25 protein-coding genes are annotated in these 24,942 nt (G+C 60.3%); 11 read left to right on the top strand and 14 right to left on the bottom strand.

All coding sequences use genetic code 11. From position 1 onward, the window contains the following. Nucleotides 1-86: 86 nt before the first annotated feature. Both DX909_RS01450 and DX909_RS01445 read right to left on the bottom strand, forming a co-directional pair. Complete coding sequence (locus tag DX909_RS01450; protein ID WP_128543261.1) at nucleotides 87-1,037, bottom strand: hypothetical protein; 951 nt, start codon at nucleotides 1,035-1,037, stop codon at nucleotides 87-89. A gap of 21 nt (nucleotides 1,038-1,058) precedes the next feature. Further along, nucleotides 1,059-1,466: a hypothetical protein gene (locus tag DX909_RS01445; protein WP_128543260.1), complete on the bottom strand. Its 408-nt coding sequence runs from the start codon at nucleotides 1,464-1,466 to the stop codon at nucleotides 1,059-1,061. A 210-nt stretch (nucleotides 1,467-1,676) separates the two neighbouring features. On the opposite strand from DX909_RS01445, the gene DX909_RS01440 reads away from it, so the two are divergent. Further along, nucleotides 1,677-2,576, top strand: a complete 900-nt coding sequence (locus tag DX909_RS01440) for a ThuA domain-containing protein (RefSeq protein ID WP_128543259.1) — start codon at nucleotides 1,677-1,679, stop codon at nucleotides 2,574-2,576. A gap of 404 nt (nucleotides 2,577-2,980) precedes the next feature. Then, nucleotides 2,981-3,343, top strand: coding sequence for a LytTR family transcriptional regulator DNA-binding domain-containing protein (locus DX909_RS01435; protein ID WP_128543258.1), 363 nt, complete (start codon nucleotides 2,981-2,983; stop codon nucleotides 3,341-3,343). Nucleotides 3,344-3,351: 8 nt separating this feature from the next. Here the strand turns inward: DX909_RS01435 and DX909_RS01430 are convergent, their stop codons facing one another. Both DX909_RS01430 and DX909_RS01425 read right to left on the bottom strand, forming a co-directional pair. Further along, nucleotides 3,352-3,855, bottom strand: coding sequence for a hypothetical protein (locus DX909_RS01430; protein ID WP_128543257.1), 504 nt, complete (start codon nucleotides 3,853-3,855; stop codon nucleotides 3,352-3,354). A 25-nt stretch (nucleotides 3,856-3,880) separates the two neighbouring features. Beyond that, on the bottom strand, nucleotides 3,881-4,429 hold the full coding sequence (locus tag DX909_RS01425) for a DUF4468 domain-containing protein (protein WP_128543256.1): 549 nt from the start codon (nucleotides 4,427-4,429) through the stop codon (nucleotides 3,881-3,883). Between the two features lie 161 nt (nucleotides 4,430-4,590). Here DX909_RS01425 and DX909_RS01420 point away from each other — a divergent pair, with 161 nt between their 5' ends. The 7 genes from DX909_RS01420 to DX909_RS01395 all read left to right on the top strand — a co-directional run bounded on the left by DX909_RS01420 (nucleotide 4,591) and on the right by DX909_RS01395 (nucleotide 12,816). Further along, a complete protein-coding gene (locus DX909_RS01420) occupies nucleotides 4,591-5,088 on the top strand; it encodes a GNAT family N-acetyltransferase (protein ID WP_128543255.1) in 498 nt (165 codons plus the stop codon). 272 nt (nucleotides 5,089-5,360) lie between these two features. Beyond that, nucleotides 5,361-6,728, top strand: a complete 1,368-nt coding sequence (locus DX909_RS01415; protein WP_128543254.1) for a Gfo/Idh/MocA family protein — start codon at nucleotides 5,361-5,363, stop codon at nucleotides 6,726-6,728. Between the two features lie 150 nt (nucleotides 6,729-6,878). Continuing rightward, entirely contained in the window at nucleotides 6,879-8,036 is a 1,158-nt protein-coding gene (locus DX909_RS01410) for a putative sensor domain DACNV-containing protein (RefSeq protein WP_229310901.1), read from the top strand. A 13-nt stretch (nucleotides 8,037-8,049) separates the two neighbouring features. Beyond that, entirely contained in the window at nucleotides 8,050-8,511 is a 462-nt protein-coding gene (locus DX909_RS01405; RefSeq protein WP_229310900.1) for an aldo/keto reductase, read from the top strand. Beyond that, nucleotides 8,445-8,729 carry an aldo/keto reductase gene (locus tag DX909_RS29855; RefSeq protein ID WP_229310899.1) on the top strand — a complete coding sequence of 95 codons (285 nt, stop codon included), beginning with the start codon at nucleotides 8,445-8,447 and terminating at the stop codon, nucleotides 8,727-8,729. The genes DX909_RS01405 and DX909_RS29855 overlap by 67 nt, the downstream gene beginning before the upstream one ends. A gap of 296 nt (nucleotides 8,730-9,025) precedes the next feature. Continuing rightward, the gene (treS, locus tag DX909_RS01400) at nucleotides 9,026-12,367 is read left to right on the top strand and encodes a maltose alpha-D-glucosyltransferase (RefSeq protein ID WP_128543253.1); all 3,342 of its coding nucleotides are present in this window, start codon (nucleotides 9,026-9,028) and stop codon (nucleotides 12,365-12,367) included. 44 nt (nucleotides 12,368-12,411) lie between these two features. Further along, nucleotides 12,412-12,816 carry a hypothetical protein gene (locus DX909_RS01395; RefSeq protein ID WP_128543252.1) on the top strand — a complete coding sequence of 135 codons (405 nt, stop codon included), beginning with the start codon at nucleotides 12,412-12,414 and terminating at the stop codon, nucleotides 12,814-12,816. A 17-nt stretch (nucleotides 12,817-12,833) separates the two neighbouring features. On the opposite strand, the gene DX909_RS01390 is transcribed toward DX909_RS01395, so the two are convergent. The 6 genes from DX909_RS01390 to DX909_RS01365 are packed head-to-tail and all read right to left on the bottom strand — an operon-like array spanning nucleotide 12,834 to nucleotide 19,014. Beyond that, nucleotides 12,834-13,952, bottom strand: a complete 1,119-nt coding sequence (locus DX909_RS01390) for an ABC transporter permease (RefSeq protein ID WP_128543251.1) — start codon at nucleotides 13,950-13,952, stop codon at nucleotides 12,834-12,836. After that, a complete protein-coding gene (locus tag DX909_RS01385; RefSeq protein ID WP_128543250.1) occupies nucleotides 13,949-15,055 on the bottom strand; it encodes an ABC transporter permease in 1,107 nt (368 codons plus the stop codon). The genes DX909_RS01390 and DX909_RS01385 overlap by 4 nt, the downstream gene beginning before the upstream one ends. 18 nt (nucleotides 15,056-15,073) lie before the next feature. Beyond that, a complete protein-coding gene (locus tag DX909_RS01380) occupies nucleotides 15,074-15,826 on the bottom strand; it encodes an ABC transporter ATP-binding protein (protein ID WP_128543249.1) in 753 nt (250 codons plus the stop codon). Beyond that, nucleotides 15,823-16,755, bottom strand: a complete 933-nt coding sequence (locus DX909_RS01375; RefSeq protein WP_128543248.1) for an ABC transporter ATP-binding protein — start codon at nucleotides 16,753-16,755, stop codon at nucleotides 15,823-15,825. The genes DX909_RS01380 and DX909_RS01375 overlap by 4 nt, the downstream gene beginning before the upstream one ends. Before the next feature lie 4 nt (nucleotides 16,756-16,759). Continuing rightward, nucleotides 16,760-17,716 carry an HlyD family secretion protein gene (locus DX909_RS01370; protein ID WP_128543247.1) on the bottom strand — a complete coding sequence of 319 codons (957 nt, stop codon included), beginning with the start codon at nucleotides 17,714-17,716 and terminating at the stop codon, nucleotides 16,760-16,762. 14 nt (nucleotides 17,717-17,730) lie between these two features. Continuing rightward, a complete protein-coding gene (locus DX909_RS01365) occupies nucleotides 17,731-19,014 on the bottom strand; it encodes a TolC family protein (RefSeq protein ID WP_128543246.1) in 1,284 nt (427 codons plus the stop codon). Nucleotides 19,015-19,365: 351 nt separating this feature from the next. Between DX909_RS01365 and DX909_RS01360 the strand changes: the two genes are divergently transcribed. Both DX909_RS01360 and DX909_RS01355 read left to right on the top strand, forming a co-directional pair. After that, nucleotides 19,366-21,423: a CehA/McbA family metallohydrolase gene (locus tag DX909_RS01360; RefSeq protein ID WP_128543245.1), complete on the top strand. Its 2,058-nt coding sequence runs from the start codon at nucleotides 19,366-19,368 to the stop codon at nucleotides 21,421-21,423. Between the two features lie 33 nt (nucleotides 21,424-21,456). Continuing rightward, nucleotides 21,457-21,957, top strand: coding sequence for a DinB family protein (locus DX909_RS01355; protein WP_128543244.1), 501 nt, complete (start codon nucleotides 21,457-21,459; stop codon nucleotides 21,955-21,957). Between the two features lies 1 nt (nucleotide 21,958). Here DX909_RS01355 and DX909_RS01350 read toward each other — a convergent pair whose 3' ends face one another. The 4 genes from DX909_RS01350 to DX909_RS01335 all read right to left on the bottom strand — a co-directional run bounded on the left by DX909_RS01350 (nucleotide 21,959) and on the right by DX909_RS01335 (nucleotide 24,878). Further along, nucleotides 21,959-22,528 (bottom strand): sugar O-acetyltransferase, encoded by a 570-nt coding sequence (locus DX909_RS01350; protein WP_128543243.1) that lies wholly within the window; start codon nucleotides 22,526-22,528, stop codon nucleotides 21,959-21,961. Between the two features lie 97 nt (nucleotides 22,529-22,625). Continuing rightward, nucleotides 22,626-23,198, bottom strand: a complete 573-nt coding sequence (locus DX909_RS01345; RefSeq protein WP_128543242.1) for a hypothetical protein — start codon at nucleotides 23,196-23,198, stop codon at nucleotides 22,626-22,628. A 77-nt stretch (nucleotides 23,199-23,275) separates the two neighbouring features. Then, the gene (locus tag DX909_RS01340) at nucleotides 23,276-23,983 is read right to left on the bottom strand and encodes a pirin family protein (RefSeq protein WP_206512951.1); all 708 of its coding nucleotides are present in this window, start codon (nucleotides 23,981-23,983) and stop codon (nucleotides 23,276-23,278) included. Nucleotides 23,984-24,146: 163 nt separating this feature from the next. Next, a complete protein-coding gene (locus DX909_RS01335; protein WP_128543240.1) occupies nucleotides 24,147-24,878 on the bottom strand; it encodes a dioxygenase family protein in 732 nt (243 codons plus the stop codon). Nucleotides 24,879-24,942: the final 64 nt, after the last annotated feature.

Here is a 24,942-nt window from a genome sequence, read left to right as displayed (position 1 = left end):
GCGCGACTCGGCCGACCGCGAGTGGAGCTGAAATCATCGGAGCAAAAAAGGGCCAAACGGCCCTTTTTTGCTATTACTGCTTCGGGTCAAATCTTGACTTTAAAGGCCAATAACCAGAATTCCTGCCGGGCCAGCCCCTGAGCGGGGTTTTCTCCATATCGATAACTGAAGCCGATGCTCAGCCTGTTAAACTCGGTACCGGCACCGTAGATGGGGAAATTGATCCCTGCATCCAGAAGGGGCCGCCAGCCGGCGGCTTCGTTCAGCGTGCCCAAAAAGGTATAACGGGCCGTGTAGTCGACGTAGAGGTCGAATACCCGGATTAGAAACCGGCCTCTTTTGTCGGTAGTCATCGGTGACACCGAAAGATAGGCTTTCAAAACACCACGCAGAATATTTCCTTTAGCCGAGTCGCTTTCCGCCTTCCAGCGGTTTTCATATTCCAGGCCGACATTGGGGCTGAGGAAGGCATTGAACTGCCGGCTGCCGAAGACACAGCGAATCGGCGCGTTCAGTGCAAAGGAACTCCGACAGAAGTCTCCCGCATTGACCGGCTGCCTCAGAAACCGGGTAAGATCCAGAGTCGCCAGCAATCCTTCGGTCGCTGTTTTTTCATTGATCCGGTTATATTTGACATTGCTGTTCAGCACCCAGGACCGTTCGGACCGGGCATCGTTGACCACCCCGATAAACTGACGGGCCCCGATACCGACCTGAAAATTATTCTGCTCTTTTTCGATCAGGGTATTCCGGTGATATTCCACTTCACCCTGGATGAAGAAAGTCTGGTTGACTTCTCCCGTCAGGCCGGCCGCAGCGTCGATCAGGATGGAGGAAGCACCGGTTTTGGGAAACGTAGCCGTCAGAATGGCCGGTTCGGGCCTGGTATCTTCGCTCTGGAAGGATTGCCTGATTTTGAGGCTCCATCGTTGGGGCGGCCGGACCGACCGGGTGATGGCGGCTGAATCCGTCTGGGCATGGGCCGCCGACAGGACGAAAAGCAGGAAAAGAAAAGGGCGGAACGTTTGGTAAACCATCGTTGAGGGACGGAATGGGGGTTAGATTTTGTTCTTAACCAGATCGATGCAGTCTTCTACCGTATCACAGCCATCGACCTCGGCAAAGGTCACCTGAGCACCGGGTTTGAAGTTTTGGGCTACACCGGTCAGCGCGGCCGCCAGCCGCTGTTTGATCAGGGAGGTGCTGAAGCCTAACGTGGACAGCTTATCGTCGTTGAACACCTGATCGGCGGGGAGTCCGGCCAGCCGGGCGATTTCTCCCCGCACCGCTTCGTCCACCGAAACCGCTACGTTCTCTGCATTTAACTGGTTCAGCAGGTTGTCCCGTAGCGGGGTCGCCAGCCCGCGGAGCGCCTGTTTTCGCGGCCGGGTTTCATTCAGAAGCGCCAGGAGCTGATGCATTTCGAGCGGGTCCAGTTCCAGTTGGATTTTCGTTTTCTTGCTCATCGCTTTTGGGAGGGAGTGGTTTTTCGATATGACTGCTAAAATCGCCTTTTTTCCGGCATTGTACCAGGTGATTTTGCCCGTATTTTGACCGGTGGTTTTTCGGTAGACCGGGGGTGGATCTTCCCGGGATCATACCGGACCTGGCCGGATGGAAAACCAATGGTCCTCTCAGCGGTTACTTTCTCTGAAACTTTATAAACCTGAACTCCCATGCGTACGCTGCTCTCCGGATGGCTGCTTTCGTTACTACTGGCTTTTTCTCCCGCCATGAACTGCCGGACCGATTCCACGGAAACCGCCGGGCAGTCCGGGAAAAAGCGGATCGTGTTCATTGCCGGCGGGTGCAGCCACCCGCACGGAGAACATGAACACAAGGCCGGGTGCCTTCTGCTGGCGAAGCGTCTCAACGAAGCGCTCCCTTCCGTCGAAGCTGAGGTCTACTCCGACGGCTGGCCGAAGGAGTCGGCTTTCCGGAATGCGGCCGCCATCGTGGTCTACGGTGATGGGGGAGAGGGCAACGTCACCAATCGGCACCTCGACCAGATCGACGCCCTGATGAAGAAAGGCGTGGGGCTCACCTGCATCCATTTTGCCGTCGAAGTGCCCAAAGGCCGCCCCGGCGATCACTATCTGAACTGGATCGGCGGCTATTTCGAGCCGTTCTGGTCAGTGAATCCGGTCTGGACGGCCGAGTTTACTTCCCTGCCGCAGCATCCCGTCACCCGGGGGGTTAAACCGTTCACGAGCAAGGACGAATGGTACTACCACATGCGGTTTCGGGAGGGCATGGAAGGCGTTACGCCCATTCTCACCACCGTTCCGCCGGCGTCCACGCTGAACCGGCCCGAAGGGTCGCACAGCAGCAATCCGCACGTGCGGGCCGAAATCGGAAAGCCGCAGCATCTGGCCTGGTGCCGCGAGCGGCCCGACGGCGGCCGCGGATTCGGCATAACCGGAGGGCACTATCACCGCGTCTGGGCCGACGACAACTACCGGAAGCTGGTGCTGAACGCCATCGCCTGGACGGCCGGGGTCGATCTTCCGGCCGGAGGGGTGGATTCCCCGACGCCGACCCCTGCGGAGATGGAAGCGAATCAGTGTATCAAATAATTTTTTTGCGACGGCGTAGTCCATTTTCAGGTTGCCGGAGTAGAAGCACTAAAGAATTCTTCTCATAATTAGGTAGACCGATACAGACCGTTCCCGGCAGGGGGCGGTTTTGTTTTTACGGCCGGATCGATTTTTGCGGGTAATTTCGCAATTGGGTGTCTCAAAAACCGGCCGGAGACGGCGGGGCGAACCCCGGGAACAGCGACTGAATAATGCCGGCAACGAAAACGGGGTAAAATACCGGGTTATCCTTTTAACCCTGCAGGATCAGGCGGTTAAAGAAATTTTTTGTTTCTCCTGACCGATTCAAACATTTTCGGCGGGCCGGAATATTTTCTGACATTTACTTTCTATATTTGACTCACCATCCGATTTCTCTGTCTGTAAACCTGCCGTATTGATTCGTGTTCAACCTAAACGAACTTCGTAGTCAGACTTTGATACCGTCGCCGGAAATTGCCTATCTCTACACCGAAGGGTTCTCTACCCTGGTGATCTGCTGTGATGCGCAGGGAGTGCAGTGCGTTTCCACGACTGCCCCGCTCGAATACTGGGAGTCGTTTTTGCCGACGTTCTGGCGAATCAACGACACCTACCTCGTCAACCCCGAACACGTACAGTCCTTCCAGCCGGCCGATTTTCCGGATTTTCCCCTGCCGGTGATGGAGCTTTCGACGGGCCGTCAGCTGGCCGTCAGCCGTCGGCATATGAACACCATCCTGAAGAAATGGGCCGGGCTGAACCGCCGGTCGGGCGTTACCGGATAAGCGCCGGCTCAGGAGGGCGTCTGCTTCCCGAAAGAGGCCAGCCAGGAGATGATTCCCCAGAAGACGGTTAAACCGCATACGATGATGGCAAACCACTTCACCACCGGCAGGAAACTCCAGCGGGTGAGCAGGAAGAACACCGCCACGAAAATCCCGAGAAACAGCTCCATCAGCCCGAAAATGATGTACATGATGTAGGCCGTTCCGACGCCGGAATTGCGGCTGTCGTGATAGTCGATGCCCCCGACGAGCTTCGTGACCAGAAAGACGAGGCCGATGCCGCAGGCCAGCCCGATGCGCAGCAGCCACCACCATGAGTTGCCCGGCGCCCAGGCCAGACTGGTGAAGGAAAGGCTGACGCCGAGCAGCGGAAAGAGCCAGCCCAGCGTCAGCAACTGGTCGTTGCCGGCTTCGGTGGTGGGCTGGTTCCGGGCCGCCAGAAAGGCCGTCAGCAGGGTCAGGACCAGCCAGATCAGCTCCGGCCCGACCAGATTGGCAACATTGCGGTTCATGAGCGTTGGGTCGCCGAAGCGGTTTTCAGTAGGCCTTATAATTTTTCACATCCTCCTGCAGCGAAGCCAGCATCTCCCGGACCTGGCGGTCGGCCTCGGCGTAGATCGTCCGGACGTCCTTTTCATTCTTCGGGCAGTAACTTTCGACCGGAACCGCCCGGCCTCCGGAGTCGAGCCATTCGAGATGACTGATCGTTGCCCGGTATTTGCGGTTCGTAGATTCGAAAACAAACGTATACCGGAACGAATAAACGCCCCCGGCCTGAACCTCCGAACGCGGCACGGTGACCGTGAGCGTCGCCTTGCCGGCCAGGTCGCCGGTTTCCCGGTCGTTCAGGTGCAGTACGTCGCTCGGGTTGGCGTGGTTTCGAACGGCCCAGAGCCGCGCCCGGCGGAACAGTTCGGCTTGCGGCAGGCTGCCGCAGTCAACCACTTCGGACCAGACGACTTTTTTGTCGGCCATCGGTAAAATGCCGAAGAGCCGGCCGTCGGTAATGGCGGGCGTGCAGTCGCTGCTGCGGAACGCGGTGGTCATCAGGCAGAGGCCCAGCAGAAGAAAGGTGAGTTTAAACATGATTTAAGGTATTTGTTGTGGATATAGTGGGCGAAACCGCCCTATTTTTGCTTCAAAATTGACGTCCCGGCCCGACCGTCCCAAGCCGCAATGGACAGTGGGCGGAATCCGGTGAACAGCCGGGGGAGAATCCGGGACAATTACCGCCACCCGGAAAACCGATGGAAACACCCCGCCTGCTCCTGCGCCGGCTCACCGACGCCGATGCCGACTTCATTCTCGAGCTGCTGAACACCCCGTCCTGGCTGCGCTTCATCGGCGACCGGGGTGTCCGAAATCCGGACGACGCCCGGGGCTACATCCGGAACGGCCCGCAACATTCCTATGAGCAGCACGGATTCGGGCTGGACCTGGTGGCGCTGAAGGAGAGCGGAACGCCCATCGGGCTGTGCGGTCTGCTCAAACGGGATTACCTCGACCATCCCGACATCGGGTTTGCCTTCCTGCCGGACTATGCGGGGAAAGGGTACGGCTACGAAGCCGCATCGGCCGTCATCGCCTACGCCCGCACGGAACTTGGTCTGGAGAAAATCGCAGCCATTACCGACCCCGACAATACCGGCTCCATCCGGTTGCTCGAAAAACTGGGCCTGCGTTTCAGGAAGCGGTTTTTCCTGGCCGGCACCAACGAAGACCTGCTGCTGTTCGAAACCGACTGAAACGGCTTCCCGCTGAGACCGCCATGGCCCACCCGCCCGCCGAAGGACCTGATCCGGAGAAGGCGCACGGCCCGGCGGGAACGGCTTCAGGGTGGTTTATTGAAAACTCAAATGTGCTTTGCAACAAAGCGCACCGGCCGGCGGCATTGCAATCTTCGTTTTTCCGGTAGGAAAATTCCTCGAAGTATGAGAAGTATTTGCTAAACTTGGTGGGCTTTTTCAGTTATAATTACCTTTAATCCGGCTGCGGCCGCCGAAACCCTTACTTTTCGATGAATCACTTTAATATCAACCGCCGTCGGTTCCTGCAGGGAGCTTCGGCCTCGCTGGCCCTGTCGGCTTTTGGTGCGCAGGGCATGGACATCATCAATCCGCCCCAGCCGTATAAGGTCGGTCTGATCGGTACCGGCTGGTACGGCAAAAGCGACCTGTTCCGGCTGATCCAGGTGGCGCCGGTCGAGGTGGTGGCCCTCTGCGACGTCGACCGGAATATGCTCGACGCGGCCGGCAAGCTCGTCAGTCAGCGTCAGAAGTCCGGCAAGACGCCCAAACTGTATAGCGATTACCGCAAGATGCTGGCCGACAACCAGATGGACATCGTGCTGATCGGCACGCCCGACCACTGGCATGCCCTGCAGACCATCGATGCGGTGAAGGCCGGTGCGAACGTGTACGTGCAGAAGCCGATCAGCGTCGACGTGGTGGAGGGCGAAGCGATGGTGGCGGCCGCCCGCAAATACGGCAAGACCGTGCAGGTAGGAACCCAGCGCAAGAGCACCCCGCACCTGATCGACGCCAAGAAGAATATCGTGGATGCCGGCCTGCTGGGCAAGATATCGCACGTGGAGATGTGCTGTTACTTCCACATGCGCAACAACGGCAACCCGCCGGTGCAGGCCGTTCCGGAATTTCTGGATTATGAAATGTGGACCGGCCCCGCGCCCATGCGCCCCTACGACGGCCTGCCCCACATCCGCTGGTGGCGGACCTTCATGGAATACGGCAACGGCATCATGGGCGATATGTGCATCCATATGTTCGATACGGTTCGCTGGATGCTCAAGCTCGGCTGGCCGAAGAAGATTTCCTCGACGGGCGGTATTTTCGTCCAGAAAGACGGCAAGTCCAACATCGCCGATACGCAGTCGGCCATTTTTGAATACGACGGCCTGAACTGCGTCTGGCAGCACCGGAGCTGGGGCACGCCCAACAACCCGGAATACCCCTGGTCGTTCACGCTTTACGGCGAAAAAGGAACCCTTTGGGCCAGCACCATGCAGTATGACTTCCTGCCGATGGGCGAGGGCGCCAAGATCCATAAGGACGTCGTCTACGAAAAGGAAAAATACCCGGAAGACCTGAAGGAAGAACGCATCGAGCTGAACGCGGCTCCGGCCACGCGCCTGCACATGCTCGACTTCCTGGGAGCCATCGAGAACAAAAGCCGCCCGGTGGCCGACATCGAAGAGGGACACATCTCCACGGCGAGCTGCATCCTAGCCAACATTTCGATGCAGACCGGCCGGCCCATCGTCTACGACCCCCAGAAGCACGAGATCGTCGGCGACCGCGAAGCCAACGGCCTCCTGGCCCGGCCTTACCGAAAACCGTATACGCATCCGGACCCCAGAAAAGTATAACGGATAATGCAAAGCCCGGCCCCGCGTCGGGCTTTGTTTTTGGCGACGGATCAGGCGGTTAGCGAAAACGAATGTAAAAAGTGGCCCGGCCGACCAATTTTAAAGTCCGATTTTGTGTTGCCGCTATAACTCCCCCGAAACCCGCACCCTATGCAGGAAACCCGTATGCTGTCCGAGTCGTCTTATCAGGCCGCCCGTTCGGTGGCCGCCACGGTCGAAAGGCACTTTGCCCATCATCACGCTTCCGCCCTGCTGAGCGGAGAGCGGGACCTGGCTCCGCTGCCCCACCAGCGGGCCATCGAGACGATCATCGACGTGGCTTTCTGGGCCAGCCTCCGCCGGGAGGAAGGCTACTCGCCCAAAATATCGCTGGCCTTTCTGCCCCTGAAGACCGCCCACCAGCCGCTGTCCTTCGCCTACCGGCTGCCGCTGACGCCGGCCATTCTGACCAAGCTGGCGCCGGCCGTGGAGCGCCCCGGCATTCACCTCGGCGTCTGGCACGAAGACGACCAGTATTATATCTGGGGAACCACCCAGGACATCCCGACCAACTGTTTTGTGCTGGAGGTGATCGAACCCGGCCTGCTGGTGATCAAACACCGGCGAATGGGCGGTTTCGGGAAGTTCGTCAACGTCGCCATTCTCAAGGGGGACCAGATCAAGGTCGTGGACGACCGCACCGGCGAAAAGCCCGACTGTCCCGAACTCCTGAATTCAATGCTGGGATTCACCTCCCCGGCCTACTGGAATAATTCGCTGAATGTCATGGTACAGCTGGCGGTGTCCATGCGGGCGCACGGGCGGGGTGGCCTGCTGCTCGTGGTACCGGCCGGAAGCCGGACCTGGCCCGAGTCGATCATCCAGCCGATGACCTACGCCGTGGAGCCGGCCTTTTCCCTGCTGGCCGACCTGCTCCGCCGGAAACCCGCCGAAAAGGCCGGGAGCGAGTGGCGCGGGGCGCTGAGCATGGCCGTCGAGGGCGTGGCCGGGCTGACGGCCGTCGACGGAGCCACCCTCATCAACCACCAGTATGAACTGCTGGGCTTCGGGGCCAAGATCGGCCGCTCGCTGAGAAGCACGCCGGTCGAGCAGATCGTAGTGACGGAGCCGATCGTGGGCAACGTGCCGCTGGTGATCCACCCGACGCAGGCCGGCGGCACGCGGCACCTCTCGGCGGCCCAGTTCGTCTTCGACCAGCGGGACGCCACGGCGCTGGTAGCCTCGCAGGACGGCCGCTTTACGATTTTTGCCTGGTCGGACGCCGAGGGCATGGTGCACGCCCACCGGGTCGATTCGCTGTTACTGTAATCCGGTTTTTTTCATGAAGGATCTTTCGACACGGACCTGTCTGCTGCCGTCGGGCCGGGCTGTTCCGGCGCTGGGGCAGGGCAACTGGCGCATGGGTGAACAACGCGCCCGCCGGCAGGCGGAGATTCAGTCGCTGCGGCTCGGCCTCGACCTCGGCATGACCCTGATCGACACGGCGGAGATGTACGCCGAAGGCGGTGCGGAAGCACTGGTCGGGGAGGCCATCGCGGGCCGCCGGGATGAGGTCTGTCTGGTGAGCAAGGTCTATCCGCACCACGCGGGCCGGCGCAGCGCCGTCGAAGCCTGTGAGCGCAGCCTGCGTCGGCTCAGAACCGACTATCTGGACCTGTATCTGCTTCACTGGCGAGGCTCCGTTTCGCTGGCCGAAACCCTCGAATCCTGCCGGCCATGGCCTATTCGCCCATCGAACATACGGGCAGCAGCCAGCGGTCGCTGCTGGAAAACCCGATCCTGAAGCAGATTTCGCACCGGCACGGAGCCACGCCCTCGCAGGTGGCGCTGGCGTGGCTGCTGCGGTCCGGCGACTGCCTCGTCATTCCGAAAGCCGCCCGCCCCGAACCCGTCCGCGAAAACCGGGCGGCCCTGGACCTGGTCCTGACCGAAGAAGACCTCCGGGTGCCGGACGGGGCCTTCCCGCCCCCGCGCCGGAAAACGCCCCTGGCGATGCGCTGAACCCGGCCGCTTTCCTTTTACTAAGGAAATTCTAATGCCTTCCTAAGCCGGTTTTAAGAAAGCCGGGCTACTTTTAAAGCGTCCCGTAAAACTTTGTATTAAGGCCTTTTTCATCGTCTTAATCGTTTTTGAGTTTGTTGTTGCCAGATAGCCGCCGGAACCCTTTCCGGCGGCTATTTTTTCTTTCCTTCCCCCGTTTCGTTCCCGCTTGGTATTCTTTTCCCAACAAAAAAGGGAGATACCGTCTTATTACCTGTAATCGGAAACCCATTTTAGTCTCTCTTGATTGACGAACTATGGCAGGAAGTGACATCAAACTTGACGATAAACTCCATTGGTATAAAGATGCGATCATTTATGAGCTGCACATCAAGGCGTTCCGGGACGGGAACGGCGACGGCATCGGCGACTTTCAGGGCCTGCTCGAACGCCTGGACTACCTCCAGGAACTGGGTGTAACGGCCATCTGGGTGCTGCCCTTCTACCCGTCTCCGCTGCGTGACGACGGCTACGACATCGCGGACTATTATAACATCAATCCTTCTTACGGCACCATCCGGCAATTCCGGCAGTTTCTGGAAGAGGCTCATAAACGCAACCTGAAAGTCATCACGGAGCTGGTCATCAACCACACCTCCGACCAGCACCCCTGGTTCCAGCGCGCACGGACGGCCCCCAAAGGCTCGCCCGAACGGGAGTTCTATGTCTGGACCGACGACCCCACCCAGTATAAGGACGTCCGGATCATTTTTCAGGATTTCGAGGCTTCCAACTGGACCTGGGACCCCGTGGCCGGCCAGTATTACTGGCACCGGTTCTTTCACCACCAGCCCGACCTGAACTACGACAGTCCGCAGGTGCAGGAGGAGGTGTTCAAAATCATCGATTACTGGTGCGCCATGGGCGTCGACGGCTTCCGGCTCGACGCGGTGCCGTACCTGTACGAGCGCGAAGGCACCAACGGCGAGAACCTGCCCGAAACCCACGTGTTCCTGAAAAAACTCCGCAAACACGTCGACGACCATTTTCCGGGGGTAGTTTTTCTGGCCGAAGCCAATATGTGGCCGGAAGATTCGGCTTCGTATTTCGGCGACGGCGACGAGTGTCACATGAACTACCACTTCCCGGTAATGCCGCGGATGTTCATGGCGCTTCAGATGGAAGACCGCTATCCGATCACCGACATTTTCGAGCAGACGCCGGCCATCCCGCCGACCTGCCAGTGGGCCATGTTCCTGCGGAACCACGACGAGCTGACGCTCGAAATGGTGACCGACGAGGAGCGGGATTATATGTACAAGACGTACGCCAAAGACCCGAAAGCCCGCATCAACCTCGGCATCCGGCACCGGCTGGCGCCCCTGATGGACAACAACCGCCGGAAAATCGAGCTGCTCAACAGCCTGCTGTTCTCGCTGCCGGGCACACCGGTGCTGTATTACGGCGACGAAATCGGCATGGGCGACAACTTTTACCTCGGCGACCGCGACGGCGTCCGGACGCCCATGCAGTGGTCGCCCGACCGGAACGCCGGTTTCTCGTCGGCCAACCCGCAGAAGCTGTACCTGCCGACCATTCTGGACCCCGAATACCACTACGAGTCGGTGAACGTCGAGATGCAGCGACGCAATACGTCCTCGCTGTTCTGGTTCACGAAGCGGATGATCAACCTCCGCAAGAAGTACAAGGCCTTCGGGCGGGGTGACCTGACCTTTCTGAACGTCGAGAATCCCAAGGTGCTGGCTTTTACGCGCCGGTATGAGGACGAAATCCTTCTCATCGTGGTCAACCTCTCGAAGTATGCCCAGCCCGCCGAGATCGACCTGAGCGACTTCAAGGGGTATTGCCTTACCGAAGCCTTCAGCCGCAACCAGTTTCCGCCGGTCCGGGATACCGGCGCCTACCTGTTCACGCTGGCCTCGTTCGACTACCAGTGGTTCGTGCTGGAACCGACCTGTCCGGACGCCGTTCCGGTGGAGTCGCTGCCTTCGCTGGAGGTCAATACCTGGCGGGACCTGCTGAGTCCGGATTTCCGCGAACGAATGGAAACCCGGATTCTGCCCGAATACCTGCAGCGGGTGGCCTGGTTCGACGGAAAAGACCGGAATCTGCACGGCGTCTCCGTGGTGGAAACCGTTCCTGTGCCGCTGGCCGAAACCAAAGCCTACCTCCTACTGATCGAAACGACCTACGGCCGGGGCCTTCCCGACCGGTACCAGCTGCCTGTCGCCCTGGCGCGTGATCCGGAAGCCGCCCGGCTTCTCGAAACCAGCCCGCAGGCAGTTCTGGCGCAGGTCCGCAGCGGGGAGGAAACCGCCGTGCTTTGTGACGCGCTCTATATCGAGGAATTTCAGAAAGTGATGCTGAACCGCATGGCCGGAGAACCGGAAGGGGCCGGGCCGGACGAAAAGCTGGCCTTCAACGACGGCACCGCCCTGAAGAACTTCCTGGAGGAGACGCCGGAAGTCCGGCCGAAAGTGGTGGCGGCCACGCCGTCCTACATCGCGGTCGGCTACAACAACTGTTACCAGCTGAAGATGTACCGCAAGGTCGATCAGGTTGCCAACCCGGACGTCGAAATAAGCCGGTATCTGGCCGGAAAAGACGGGTTTGCGCACGTTCTGCCGTTTGTCGGCACCGTCGAACTGCGCTCCGGCGGCCCGGCGCTCACGCTCGGCATGATGCAGGAAATGGCGGAGAACCACGGCGACGGCCAGAGTTACATGCTGGAACGGATCAACAACTACCTCGAACGCATCCTGGCCCGCGACCTCAGCGAGGTGAACCCCGGCCAGCGGAGAGGCTCGCTCATCCGGCCCGTCGGGTTCGACGAACTGGCTCCCGAGGTGCAGGACCTGCTGGGACCCCGGGCGGCCGATCAGGTTCGACGTTTCGGAGAGTGTACGGCCCGGATGCACCAGGCCCTGGCCGCCGGTGACGGCCAGAAGGATTTTGCCCCCGAGAACTTCTCCCTGCACTACCAGCGGGCGCTGTTCTCCGGATTCCAGTCGCTGGTGCGGGAGACGTTCCAGAACCGGCGCCGGAGCGGGCTGCCGGACGACGTCCGGGCGGAGGCCGAGACCCTGCTGGAGCGGAAAAACGAACTGCTGGGCCTTCTGAAGCGTATTTACGCAAAGAAGCTGGACGCCGGCAAGATCCGCATTCATGGAAACCTGACGCTGGACAAGATGATGATGACGGGAAAAGGCATCGTCATTCAGGATTTCGGGGGCGACCCGGGCCGCAGCTACAGCGAGCGACGCCTGAAACGCTCCCCCCTGCGGGATGTGGCCTATCTGGTTCATTCGCTGTACTATGCTGCCTATGAGGGCTTCCGGAATAATATTCAGGTGCCCGAGGAGGAGACGAAGCAGCTGCTGCCGTTCGCCGACTTCTGGGCGCATTCGATGAGCGGCTTTTTTACGAAAGCGTATTTTTCGACCCTGGGATCGAGTTCCATCCTGCCGGATCAGCCGGAAGACCTGGAACTGATGCTGGATACCTATCTGCTCGAAAAGGCGCTGATGGACCTTAACCAGGAGCTGAACCACCGCCCGGACTACGTCGGCATTCCGCTGCGCATCCTCCGGCAGCTGATGCCCCTCCGGCCGGCTGGGCAGGATTTGACCGCCGGTTAGGACTGGTTGTAAATCCCGATCAGCTTAAGTTTACAGCGAACGTTATGAAAACGATCATTGCTCTATTACTGCCGATTCTGCTGATGGGAGCGTCAGCTTCGGCGCAGAATAAAACCGCCCCGTCGGCCCCGCCCGCCATCGTCAAGGTGATTTCGGGCGTGACCGGCAAGCAGTTCACACCCGACACGACCTTTGCGGCTCTGAAGGAAGAAGACGAAACCTTCATTGCCAAAGAGCCGGTGGCCAACTGGGGGCTGGCGCAGGAGTCGGGCGGGATGACCTACTACAACCTCGTGATCGGCAACCGGTCTTATCAGCTGCTGGTGACGAAGGCACCCAAGGCCGTTCATCCGACGGCGACCCTGCTGCGCTACGAGACCCCGCAGTCGAAGCCGGAACCGATCGCCCGCGGAACCCTGATGACGAAGGAGGAAGAAAAGCCGAAATAGGGCAGTATGGACGTCATTCAGGTGGTTTTGCGGTAATTCAGGATGGCCCAGCCGTTGAGAACGACCGCGAACAGGCCCTCGTAGAGCAGTTGCCGCGAGACGTCGGCCAGCCCGCTGCCTTTCAGGACGATCATGCGCATGACCTCGATGAAGTGCGTGACGGGCGTCAGGTAGGCGATGGTCCGTGCCCAGACGGGCATACTGTCGATCGACGTAAACAGCCCGCTCATCAGGATAAAGATCATGATGAAGAAAAACGCCACAAACATGGCCTGAATCTGGGTGTCGCTGAAGGTCGAGATGAGCAGGCCGAAGCCCAGCAGCGCCACCAGATACACGGCGGCAAAGACGTACAGCGTCAGCAGGCTCCCGGCCGGGATGATGCCGTATACGACCCGGGCGATGGTCAGGCCGATGGTGAACACGATCAGGCCCAGCACCCAGAACGGGATCATTTTGCCGAGGATGAACTGCCATTTCCGGATGGGACTCACGTTGATCTGCTCGATGGTGCCGATCTCCTTCTCCCGCACGATATTCAGGGCCGACAGAAAACCGCCCACCAGCGTCAGCAGCAGCACCAGGATGGCCGGCACCATGAAAAACCGGTATTCGGCCCGGGGGTTGAACCAGTTGAGGGATGTAACCTCGATGGTGGCCATGGGGTTGAAGCGCCCCGGCTCCACCCATTCCAGCCGCACGTCGGTGTTGAAGTCGCCGATGATGCGGGTCAGATAGGCGGCTCCCAGCCCGGCTTTGGTGCCGTTGATGGCATCGACGGACAGGGCCAGGTTCTGCGCCCCTTCCCGCACGAGATTGCGCTCGAATCCGGCCGGTATTTCCATCACCAGGTCGGCCCGGTTGCCTTCCACCAGCCGCAGGGCGTCCCGGAACGAGCGGGGGTCGGCCACGATCCGGAAGTAGCCCGAAGCGCCGATCTTCGCAATCAGTTGTTGGGAATACGAACTGTGGTCGCGGTCGACGACGGCCAGCTGGATGTTTTTGACCTCGTAATTGGCCGCCAGCGGCATGATGATCAATTGCACCGTCGGCATGATGAAGATCATCGCCAGAATGCTTTTATCCCGGAATATCTGCCGGAATTCTTTGCGTAACAGGAATTTCAACGTTCTCATGCCAGCCGGATTTTAAAGTTTCTGAGACTAACCCCGAGCAGCGCCAGCGCCATCCCCACCAGCACCGCCGTTTCTTTCCAGACTGCGGCAAACCCCAGCCCCTTCAGCATGATGGCCTTGACGATCAGGTAATACCAGCGGGCCGGCACCACCCGCGAGATCCATTGCAGCGGCAGCGGCATGTTTTCTAGCGGAAACAGGAAACCGGTGAACAGCAGCGTCGGCAGCATCATGCCCATCATGGACGCCAGCATCGCCACCTGCTGCGATGCCGTGACGTTGGAGATCATCAGCCCCAGCGACAGGCAGCAGACGATGAACAGCGCGCTCTCGGCAAACAGCAGCAGCAGACTGCCCCGCACCGGCACGTCCAGCACGAATACCGCCAGCAGCAGAATCAGCGTGAAGTCGAGCAGCGACAGCACCAGGTAGGGCGTGGCCTTGGCGATCAGCACCAGAATGGGCCGGAACGGCGACACCAGCAGAACTTCCATCGTGCCGAGTTCCTTTTCCCGCACCACCGACACGGAGGTCAGCGTCGTGCAGACGATCATCAGGATGAGCGCCAGCACCCCCGGAATAAAGTTCAGCGAGCCGTTCAGGTCCGGGTTGTAGAGCATCCGGGTTTCGGTGCCGATCCGGTAGGGCAGGGCCGCCGTGGCGTTTAGTTCCCGCTGATAGTCGCCGATGATGCCCGTCAGGTAATTCGTGATCGTCGTGGCCGCGTTGGGGTCGGAGGCATCGGCGATGACCTGCACCTGCGCGCGGTTCGTATGCCGGAGGTCGCCGTTGAACCCGGCCGGGATGATCAGGGCCGCCCGGATGCGGTTTTCGCGGAAGGCCCGCTGCATGGCGTCGTAGGTCGGAATGGCCTCCTTCAGGTTGAAATACCGGCTGGACTGCACCCGACTGACGATCTGCTGCGAAGCCGGGTCTTTGGCAAAATCGACGACACCCAGGTTGATGTTTCGGACTTCGCTGCTCAGGGCGTATCCGAACAGCAGAATCTGCGCCGTCGGCAGACCGAACAGGATCAGCAGGGTGCGCCGGTCGCGGAAGACATGGTAAAATTCTTTTCGGATGAAGACCAGTAGCTGTTTCATCGGTCGTCGGGGTTGCGGCTAATCGGCGGCACGCTTGGCGCCCCGGGCCAGTTGGTAGAAAACTTCGTCCATGGAATCGGCCGCAAACCGGTGTTTCAGGTTGCCCGGCGTATCGAGGGCTTCCACCCGCCCGTCGACCATGATCGAGATGCGGTTGCAGTATTCGGCCTCGTCCATGTAGTGCGTGGTCACGAAGATGGTGATGCCGCGTCCGGCGGCCTCGTAGATCAGGTCCCAGAACTGCCGGCGCGTCACCGGATCGACGCCCCCGGTGGGTTCGTCCAGAAACACGATGGCCGGGTCGTGGATGACGGCCACCGAGAAGGCCAGCTTCTGCTTCCAGCCCAGCGGCAGGCTGCCGACCATCTTGCGGGCCTCCTGGCCGAGTCCGAGCGTCGTGATGAGCCGCTCGCTCCGGCGGTTCAGTTTCGCGTCCGACAAACCGTACACCCCCCCGAAAAATTCGATGTTCTCCAGCACCGTCAGGTTCTCGTACAGGGAGAATTTCTGGCTCATGTAACCGATGCTGCGTTTGATGGATTCCTGCTGGCGGTAGACGTCGAAACCGGCGACGGCCGCCTGGCCGGAGGTGGGATGCGACAGCCCGCAGAGCATCCGCATGGCCGTGGTTTTGCCGGCTCCGTTGGCGCCGAGAAACCCGAAAATCTCGCCCCGCTCCACCTCGAAGCTGATGTGGTCGACGGCCACGAAATCCCCGAACCGTTTGGTCAGGTCCCGGCAGACGATGGCTTTTTGTTCCTTTGTGTTCATGATGGGGTGGTTTCGCGGGTCATCAGGTCGATGAAGCGGTCTTCGATGGTGGGCGTCACCGGTTTGATTTCAATGCCGGAATGGCCTTTTTCGGCCAGATACCGGCTCAGGCCGGAAACGTTTTCGGTGTCGTTCTGCCGGAACGCCAGGTGCAGGTATTCGCCGAAGGCGTAGGTGCTGCGGACGGACGGGTTCGCCCGGAGGTCGGCCAGCGCCCGGGGGAGGTCGTCGGTGCGGGCGGCAAAAAGCCGGTCGGGATAGCCCCGGACGATGGCGTCGGGCGTGTCGATGGACAGAATCCGCCCGGTCTGGATCAGCGCAATCCGCTCACAGAGAACGGCTTCGTCCATGTAAGGCGTTGACACCAGGATGGTGATGCCCTGTTCCTTCAGCCGGTTCAGCATGGTCCAGAACTCCCGACGCGAGACGACGTCCACGCCCGTGGTCGGTTCGTCCAGAAACAGCACTGTGGGCTTGTGAATCAGGGCGCAGCAGAGGGCCAGCTTCTGTTTCATCCCGCCGGAGAGCTTGCCCGCCCGGCGGTCTTTGAACGGCTCGATCTGTTCGTAAATGTCCTTCACGAGGTGGTAATTCTCCCGGATCGTGGTGCCGAACAGGGTGGCGAAGAAGTTCAGGTTTTCCTCCACCGTCAGGTCCTGGTACAGCGAAAACCGGCCCGGCATATAGCCCACCGTATTCCGGATTTTCCGGTAGTCCTTCACCACGTCGAAGCCGTCGACCCCGGCCGTGCCCCGGTCGGCCGTCAGCAGGGTGGTCAGAATCCGGAACAGGGTCGATTTGCCCGCGCCGTCCGGGCCGATCAGCCCGAAGAGTTCACCCGCTTCCACCCGGAAGGAGACATCGTCGAGGGCCGTGACGCTTCCTTTCTCGTAGGTTTTGGTCAGGTTCGTAACCGTTACCGCTCCCATGGTTTTACCGGTTTTGGCCCACAGCGGCATTCAGAAGCACTTCGCCGTACATGCCGATTTTCAGAAAGCCGTCATTTTTCACCCGGATTTTCAGGGCGTAGACCAGATTGGCCCGTTCGTCCTTCGTCTGGATGGTTTTGGGCGTAAATTCCGACTTCGACGAAATCCAGCCGACCGTTCCCGGATAAGTTTTAGAGCGGTCTTCGCCCTGATCGATCCGCACCGTCACGGCCTGCCCGAGCCGGACCTGCGGCAGCTGGTCGCCGGTGATGTAGGCCCGCAGAGTAAGCGTGTCGGTGTCGGCGATCCGGTAAAGCGGTTTTCCGACCGTCGCCATCTCGCCCGCAAAGGCGTATTTGGTCAGGACTGTCCCCGCCAAAGGGTTGATAATGCGGCCTTTCTGCACTTGTAGCTCGTACTGCTCGGCAACTTTGGACAGAGAGCCGCGTTCGCTCAGGACGCCCCGGTTCTGGGTGGCGACGCCGGTTTCCTGCACCCGGATCTGCTGCCGCGTCACGGCCGTCTGCTTCTGCAGCTGGTCGATCTGGGCGTTGAGGTCGTCGAGCTGCTTCTGCGTGGCCGCGTCGGCTTTGATCAGGTTTTCGGTACGGGTGCGTTCGCGGAGAAGCTGCCGGAGCTGGGCTTCCTGCACGGCCAGTTGCCGGCGGGTCAGCTCCACCTGCGGCTCCACGCTGCTGGTACGTTCGCGGAGGGCCTGCATGGACGCCTGCACCTGTTCTTTCTGAAGCCGGGCCGAGGCTACGTCGATCTGACCCACCGGGGCGCCGGCCTTCAGCAGGTCGCCCTCGTTGGGCGTGAAGGACAGAATCTGGCCGTTCTGCTGGGCGGAAACGATCACTTCGTCGGCTTCGAAGTTGCCCGAAGCGTCGTAGTCGGGGCCGTCGTTGCCGCAGCTGCTGAGAACGGCCGCCAGGAGAATGAGGGAGGCAAATGGTTTCATCGGTTGGTTGCTGATTAGTTTCCGGAGGTGGTTTTATACATATACTGAGCCTGAAGCATCTGAATCTGATGCAGGGCGAGCGACTGCCGGGCTTCATTCTCGGCGTTCACCTGACTGATGTAGTCGTGGGTGGTGATGACGCCGTTCTGCAACTGGGCGGCCGCCGAGGTCTTGACCGCATTCCGGAGGTCGACGATCTGCCGGTCCTGTTCGATCAGGTCGCGGTATTTCTGCACCTCGGCGCTCTGCTGCACCAGCGACAGGCCGGTGTTGAACAGGAAGGTTTCCCGTTGCAGGTCTACCTGCCGCCGGCTGAGATCGAGCAGCAGCCGGTCGTTCCGGCGCGTGGTGTAGAGGCTGCCCAGCGACCAGTTGAGCCGGAGGCCGCCGATCCGGAAGAAATCGAACCGGTTGCTGAGAATGTTGAAGGTCGGCCGGCCGTAGTTTTCCTGATAAAAAGCGCTGATCCGGGGCCGGGCGTCCACTTTCAGCCGGCTCTCCTGCACGTCGTAAAGCCGCTTCTGCCGGTCGAACAGGGTCAGTTCAGGCCGGTTGATCTGGGCGTTCAGCGCAATGGGCCGGGGGCGGTCGAGCACCGTGCCGTCATTGAGAGGCCGGTTGATCAGTACGCCGAGCATATTCAGATAGGCCCGGCGGGCGGCTTTCAGTTCGGTGGTGGTCTGGTCGGCGCGGATCAGTTCGGCGCGCAGTTCATTGAGGCTGCTCCGAAAGGCCGTTCCGTTGGCGAGGGCGGCTTCCGTACGCTCCACGACGTTCCGGATGTCGGCCCTGCGAAGATCGGCCAGCAGCAGTTGCTCATCAATCAGGCTGATGCCGAAAAACAGGCCGTTGACGCGCTCCCGGAGGCCGTAAAGCGTCACTTCCAGGGTCTGTTCCTGCACCCCGGCTTCGGTGCGCCGGGCTTCCTGCGAAAGCCGGATGGCTCCTCCGTCGTACAGCAGCTGATCCACCTGGCCGGTGATCCGGTACTGGTCCTTGCTGATCTTAGGCAGTGAAATACCGTTCGGGACGACGGCCCCCAGCGGGCTTTCCGAAAAATCGACCGTCTGGTTCTGATAGGTAGCCTGGCCCGAAACCGACAGTTGCGGCAGAAACCCCCGGGCGGCATTTTCAACCGTGTAGTCCCGGGTTTTCCGGATGAGTTCGCGCTGCCGGATGAGCGGATAGTTTTCCAGGGCCAGGGCATAGCAGTCTTCCAGCGCCAGAGCCTGCACCGTCTGCGCCCGGCTCCCGGCCGGGATACTCAGCAGACACAGGACGAAAAGGATCGATTTCATGGGATTGAAGTCACCTGAATTAAAAAGAAAGTTTAAATATTTATTTAATACAAATTCAAAAAAAATAGCGGTTCAGGCCGGCATTCCCCCGGTTTCACCATGGTGAAACCAGGCGAAAAGTAATTACTGCGAAGGATGATTCGTGTATTGGCTTTTCCATAGGGGCAATTTCGTCCTGAATCCGGGAGCAAAAGTAAGTATAGTGAACATTAGAAAAAATATTTTAAATAAACATTTAAAACTTTTCTTTCAAACGGAAGAAACGGGGTATGAAGCGGATGTATTCTCAGGGTAGGTTTTCTGTATAGACCTCCTTTTAGGTCTGGTGGAATCGATACTTCCTGAACCGGTATGCAGACGATAGTAAAAACGGGATCGGTGTTGCTGCTGGTGGCGGTCGGCTACGGCCTGCCAGCTCAATCGCTGGTGGTAGAACAGCCCCTGCATCACCTGCGGGCGGGCGACGAGCCGGAGTGGAACCGCTTTCGCGGATCGGCCGAAAAACAGCTGACCGTTCGATTCAGCGCCCGGAAGAACAACGTGGAGCAGACCCTAAGTCTGCGGCAGGAAGATGTGCGGCTGGGCTGGAGCGTTACCCTGAACGGACAGGAACTCGGCCGGCTCGACCCTGATGAAAGTGCCCGCATCTGCTACCTGCCGGTGCGGCCCAACACCCTCGTGGAGGGTGAAAATACGCTGACTATCGCCTACACCAAACCGTTCGGCCGAACCGACCCTCTGCCGGATGATATCCGGGTGGGGGCCATCAGCCTCTTCGATCGCCCGACGGACCGGCTTCTGGGAGAGGCCCGGGTCGAACTGACGGTGACGGAACGGAAAACCGGCCGGCCGCTGCCCGTCCGCATCACCGTAGCCGACCCGAACGGCGCGTTACAGCCTCTGCGGGCGCTCCCGAACCAGACGCTGGCCGTCCGCACCGGGGTTCTGTATACCGGCGACGGCAAAGCCGCCTTCAGTCTTCCGGCCGGTCGCTATACGGTCTATGCCGGTCGGGGCACCGAATACGGAGTCGATTCGCTCACGCTGAACCTGAAAGCGGGGGACGCCGTCCGGCACCGGCTCCAGATTGAGAAAGAGGTGCCGACCGACGGCTGGATTGCCGCCGACCCGCATATCCATACGTTTTCCTACTCCCGGCACGGCGATGCCACGGTGCAGGAGCGCGTACTGAGCATCGCGGGCGAGGGCCTCGAACTGCCCATCCTGACCGATCATAACGTGGCCGTCGATATTGCGCCCGTCGCGGCTGAAATGAAGCTCAATGCCTGGTTTACGGCCGTGACGGGCAACGAGTTCACTACGGAAGTCGGTCATTTCAACGTCTTTCCGGTTTCGCCCTCCGCCCCCGTTCCCGACCACCGCGTGAAGGACTGGCCGGCCGCGGCCCGTAACCTCGACGGCAACGGCCGCGTCATCATTCTGAACCACGCCCGCGACAAACACTACGACTTTATCCCCTTCGGGCCGAAACGGTACGTTTCCGAAGCCGGGCTGGACCGGCAGGGCTGGAACCTGCCCGCCAACGCCATGGAGGTGATCAACTCCAGCGCCCAGCAGAAGGATATCCTGCAGCTGTTCCGCGACTGGTTCGGCGTTCTGAACCGGGGCCGGCTGCTGACGCCGGTCGGTTCCAGCGATTCGCACGACGTCGGGCGGTATCTGGTGGGGCAGGGCCGCACCTACATCCGTTATCCGGACGGGCAGCCCGGCCGCATCGACGTCGACCGCGCGGTGGATCAGTTTCTGGCGGGGCGGGTCATGGTCAGCTTCGGCCTCATGGCCGAGCTGACGATCGACCGGCGTTTCGGTCCGGGCGATCTGGTGCCTGCTGCGGGCGAGGTACGGACTTCGGTGCGGGTGCTGGGGCCTTCCTGGCTGAAAGCCGACCGGGTTTCGCTGTATGCCAACGGGTTGAAAATCAGAGAAGCGGTTATTTCCAAACCCGGCCGGAACGGGGTGCAGTGGGAGGGAAGCTGGACGATACCGGTCGGCAGGCAGGACGTCTGGCTGGTGGCCGTGGCGGAGGGGCCGGGTGTGTCGCGGCCGTTCTGGGCCGTTCCGAATCCCTACCAGCGGGTATCGGCGGAGTGGAATCCGCGGCTGATCGGGGCGTCGGGTGCAGTCTGGATCGATGCCGACGGCGATGGCCGAAAAACCGCTGCGTATACGTACGCGCTTCAACTGGTGGAGGCATCAAAAGATGATTTTCGCCAACTTTTCGACCGGCTGGCGGGTTTCGATGAGGCAGTGATCGTTCAGACGGCCGCCGTCCTCCAGGAACGTAACCGCCTGAGGGAGCCGGCCTGCCGGCAGGCGCTGGAGCAGGCCCCGGCGCGGGTGCAGGCCGGTTTCACCCGGTTCAAAGCCGCCTGGGAGGCCGCCGACTGAACGACGATCCATCACCCCTTTCCTTTAAAAGTTATGTCGTCCATCGTTCCCTCAGCCGACGCCACCAACCAGGCAGTTCGGAAACAGCTGATTCAATTTCTTCGGGGCGGTCACGCCCACGCTACCTTCGACGAGGCCGTGAAGGACCTGCCCGCCGAACTGCGCGGGGTGGTTCCCGAAAAGCTGCCCTACAGCATCTGGCAGCTGGTCGAACATATCCGGATCGCTCAAAATGATATTCTTGAGTTCTCCCGCGATGCGACCTATCAGTCACCGCCCTGGCCGGAGGGCTACTGGCCGAAGGAAACCGCCCCGGCCGGGGATGCGCTCTGGGAGGCCGCCCTCGATCAGATCCGGAAAGACCGCGACGCCTTCATTGCCCTGCTGACCGACCCCGACCATGACCTGTACACCCCGTTTGCGCACGGTAAAGGCCAGAATCTGCTCCGCGAAGCCCTGCTCATCGTCGACCATACCAGCTATCACACGGGCGAGATTCTGGTAATCCGGCGGTTGCTGGGCGCCTGGAAATAGGTCAGGAGTCGCCGAGGGACCGGATGACCCGGCAGGGGTTTCCGGCGGCAAAGACGTCGGCCGGAATATCGCGCGTGACGACGCTGCCGGCGCCGATGATGCTGCGGTCGCCGATGGTGACGCCGGGGCAGATGACCGCGCTGCCGCCGACCCAGACGTCTTCCCCGATGACGATCGGTTTGGCAAACTCCAGCCCCGAAGCCCGGACTTTATGGTCCGTCGGGTGGGTGGCGGTGTAAATCTGGACGTTCGGGCCGAACAGGGTCCGGCTGCCGATGGTCACGGTCGTCACGTCCAGCACGACGCAGTTGAAGTTGAAAAACACCTTCTCGCCCGTCAGAATATTATACCCGTAGTCGCAGTAAAAAGGCGGCTGAATCATCAGCCCCTCACCGGCCTGGGGCAGCAGTTCCTTTAACAGCCGGATTTGCTCCTCCGGCTCGTCCTCCCTGGATTGGTTCAGAGCCAGGAGGAGGAGCCGGGTGCGGACTCGGTCGGCGCTTAGTTCCGGGTCCTGAGCATCGTACAATTCCCCCGCCAGCATTTTTTCTTTCTCCGATTTTGTCTGCATTTCGATTCCGGTTTTAAATACCGGCCTAAAGGTAGACGAAATGCGGTCCGGGAGCTACCCGGACTGAAGGCCGCCGGATAGGAACAGACGGAATCGATCAGCGGTCGGGACAGCGGGAGAGACGGGTTACCTGATCCTGGTCGTTCTGCCAGCAGTTCCCGTACACGTCGGCGTAAACGAGCCGGAAGTGAAAGGAAGAGTCCATAATCATCCCCCGCAGGGCGTCGGCGACCGGCCGGCTGTTGGCCAGGCGTCCCAGGACCAGTTCACCGTCCGATTTCAGGACGTTACCCGGGGAAATGTCGGCAATATCCATCTGAATGCGGGCGCCCTGCCCGTATCGTTCCATCATTTCCGAAAGCAGAGCGTAATGGGTGGGATACTTTTTCCCCTGATAACGAATGGAAACCGCCTTCACCACGGCCGGGCCGACCCCGTTGTTGAGTACCGACCAGGTAAACTGGTCGCCGTTCTGGGAATAGGCCAGCTGAACATGCGGCCATACCGAAGCCTGCTGCTGTTGCTGGGCGATGACCGTCTGCTCCCGGGCGATGCCGGTCTGAAAGATGGAAACGATCAGGGCGCAAAGGCTCAGAAAAGTGGCCGAAATCGCCAGGAGCAGTTCAACATTGACCGATTTTTTGGGAACGTCGGATTTCTCGGGCGGCATGGGATCGGAAGGGTTAGCGTATCACCCCTGAACAGGCCACTAAAGCTAACCGAACCGGCGAAGATTTGCAATCCCGGTCAGCGGGGCACTTCGACGAGCAGGACCAGGGCATCGTTGGAGAGGGCTTCGAACTCGATCACTTCGTCCCGGTCAAACCACAGCCCCAGACCGTCCTTTTCGTGGAGCAGCCGGTTGGCGGCTTCAAAAACTCCCTGCAGAACGAACAGGAAGACCCCCGTTCCCTGCGCTCCGGCCGCTGCCAGGTAACTTCCTTCCCGGCGGCCGTCGAAGCGGCCCAGCAGCACCCGCACCGGAGCGTCGCCCGGGCGCTCGAACAGGAGCAGCAGCGTGTTCTTCTGGGAAAGATCGAAACGGACGGCCGAAAAGCCGGGCTCGAACCCGGACGAACCATGGGCGAACCAGAGTTGCAGAAACTGCACGGTTTCCGTTTCGTAGGGATTGGTGACCGTGTACGAGCGCCCGGCCGGTAGGGAAAAGACGCCAATCTGCCCCGATTCGAGAAAGCCGGCCGTTTGGTCGTCCCGGTATTCGAGGCCGCCCGTGACCGGCAAAAGAACCACCTCGGTGTTTACGCCGGATTTCGCTTCCAGCCCGGCGCCGGCCCGCAGCGTCTCGTCACTGAAGCGGCAGAGCGGCCCGAACGGCTCCCGACCTTCGGCCGTATACGTTCCGAAATTGAGGGTGTGACAACTCGTGCCGCCGGGGGTTTCGGTGCAGCCGCGCTGGTCGGCCAGAAAGATGCGGGCCTGGGTCCGGGTGTCCATGTCAACCGGCGGTAAATGGTTGAACATGAACCGACCCTGCGTCGATGATCTTACGAAAACTCAGGCGAATCAGACCTTTAGACATGCGACAGAGAAAGCCGATACGGATGTAATATAGGAAAATAAACGGCCCGGAGCGACGCTTCACCCCGGGCCGCTGCCTTTATCCGTTGACGACGATGGTGTGCGTCAGCGTGTAACCGGCGGCATTGCTGCCCGATACCGTGGCCAGTTCGGTCGCGAAACCGTCGCTGAAGACGTTGTCGCGCTCGTTTTTCGTATCCTGCGTTCCCTTCGTGTACCCGTAGGACTGGCCGGTGGTGTAGACGGTATTGCTGATGTCGAAGGGGAACGCGATCTGGGTCACCAGCAGCGATTTTCCGCTCGCGTTGTAGATATGCACGTGAATGTGCGGGGCACGCCCGCTGTACCAGCCGGGAAAGACGGACGTAAATTCCACCAGACCGTTGGCGTCGGTCGTCTGGCGCCCGCGGAGAAAATCCACGGCGGTCAGATTGAGGCTCTGCATACCGGAGCCGCCGTATTCCGAATAATAACCGTCCTTGTCGCAGTGCCAGATATCGACGAGGGCGCCCGACAGGGCCGCGCAGCCGTTTCCGGCGTTTTTGATGGTGATGCTGATCGCCAGCGGAATGCCCGTCCGGTCGTCGCGAATGTCCTTCCGGACGAAGTTCGCCGGTTTTTTGGTCGGAAACGGACCTTCGGTTTCCGATGGCGTCACGGCGCAGCTGGACGACGAACTGCCGTTGGTCGAGGTGGTGGAATCGGTCGTCGGCCCGACATCCGAATCCTTGCAGGCGCCGATCATCGGAGCGACGGCCATGAAGCCGAGCAGGCTGGTGAAACCCCGTTTTAAAAATTCTTTACGTTCCATGAAAGCAGTAGCGAATGGGTTGGTTGCACGATCGTTTACTGGCATAACGCCGTGATTCGGAGCC

This window comes from Larkinella soli (assembly GCF_003703975.1).
In the GTDB taxonomy this organism is placed as follows: domain Bacteria; phylum Bacteroidota; class Bacteroidia; order Cytophagales; family Spirosomataceae; genus Larkinella; species Larkinella soli.
This window is presented reverse-complemented; position numbering and strand designations above follow the sequence as displayed.

Coding starts and splice junctions, on each gene's coding strand:
- DX909_RS01390 (WP_128543251.1), bottom strand. CDS start 13,952: ATGAGAACGTTGAAATTCCTGTTACGCAAAGAATTCCGGCAGATATTC.
- DX909_RS01335 (WP_128543240.1), bottom strand. CDS start 24,878: ATGGAACGTAAAGAATTTTTAAAACGGGGTTTCACCAGCCTGCTCGGC.
- DX909_RS01380 (WP_128543249.1), bottom strand. CDS start 15,826: ATGAACACAAAGGAACAAAAAGCCATCGTCTGCCGGGACCTGACCAAA.
- DX909_RS01345 (WP_128543242.1), bottom strand. CDS start 23,198: ATGCCGCCCGAGAAATCCGACGTTCCCAAAAAATCGGTCAATGTTGAA.
- DX909_RS01415 (WP_128543254.1), top strand. CDS start 5,361: ATGAATCACTTTAATATCAACCGCCGTCGGTTCCTGCAGGGAGCTTCG.
- DX909_RS01355 (WP_128543244.1), top strand. CDS start 21,457: ATGTCGTCCATCGTTCCCTCAGCCGACGCCACCAACCAGGCAGTTCGG.
- DX909_RS01445 (WP_128543260.1), bottom strand. CDS start 1,466: ATGAGCAAGAAAACGAAAATCCAACTGGAACTGGACCCGCTCGAAATG.
- DX909_RS01350 (WP_128543243.1), bottom strand. CDS start 22,528: ATGCAGACAAAATCGGAGAAAGAAAAAATGCTGGCGGGGGAATTGTAC.
- DX909_RS01385 (WP_128543250.1), bottom strand. CDS start 15,055: ATGAAACAGCTACTGGTCTTCATCCGAAAAGAATTTTACCATGTCTTC.
- treS (WP_128543253.1), top strand. CDS start 9,026: ATGGCAGGAAGTGACATCAAACTTGACGATAAACTCCATTGGTATAAA.
- DX909_RS01375 (WP_128543248.1), bottom strand. CDS start 16,755: ATGGGAGCGGTAACGGTTACGAACCTGACCAAAACCTACGAGAAAGGA.
- DX909_RS01425 (WP_128543256.1), bottom strand. CDS start 4,429: ATGTTTAAACTCACCTTTCTTCTGCTGGGCCTCTGCCTGATGACCACC.
- DX909_RS01440 (WP_128543259.1), top strand. CDS start 1,677: ATGCGTACGCTGCTCTCCGGATGGCTGCTTTCGTTACTACTGGCTTTT.
- DX909_RS01340 (WP_206512951.1), bottom strand. CDS start 23,983: ATGGACACCCGGACCCAGGCCCGCATCTTTCTGGCCGACCAGCGCGGC.
- DX909_RS01420 (WP_128543255.1), top strand. CDS start 4,591: ATGGAAACACCCCGCCTGCTCCTGCGCCGGCTCACCGACGCCGATGCC.
- DX909_RS01395 (WP_128543252.1), top strand. CDS start 12,412: ATGAAAACGATCATTGCTCTATTACTGCCGATTCTGCTGATGGGAGCG.
- DX909_RS01370 (WP_128543247.1), bottom strand. CDS start 17,716: ATGAAACCATTTGCCTCCCTCATTCTCCTGGCGGCCGTTCTCAGCAGC.
- DX909_RS01360 (WP_128543245.1), top strand. CDS start 19,366: ATGCAGACGATAGTAAAAACGGGATCGGTGTTGCTGCTGGTGGCGGTC.
- DX909_RS01410 (WP_229310901.1), top strand. CDS start 6,879: ATGCAGGAAACCCGTATGCTGTCCGAGTCGTCTTATCAGGCCGCCCGT.
- DX909_RS29855 (WP_229310899.1), top strand. CDS start 8,445: ATGGCCTATTCGCCCATCGAACATACGGGCAGCAGCCAGCGGTCGCTG.
- DX909_RS01450 (WP_128543261.1), bottom strand. CDS start 1,037: ATGGTTTACCAAACGTTCCGCCCTTTTCTTTTCCTGCTTTTCGTCCTG.
- DX909_RS01405 (WP_229310900.1), top strand. CDS start 8,050: ATGAAGGATCTTTCGACACGGACCTGTCTGCTGCCGTCGGGCCGGGCT.
- DX909_RS01365 (WP_128543246.1), bottom strand. CDS start 19,014: ATGAAATCGATCCTTTTCGTCCTGTGTCTGCTGAGTATCCCGGCCGGG.
- DX909_RS01430 (WP_128543257.1), bottom strand. CDS start 3,855: ATGAACCGCAATGTTGCCAATCTGGTCGGGCCGGAGCTGATCTGGCTG.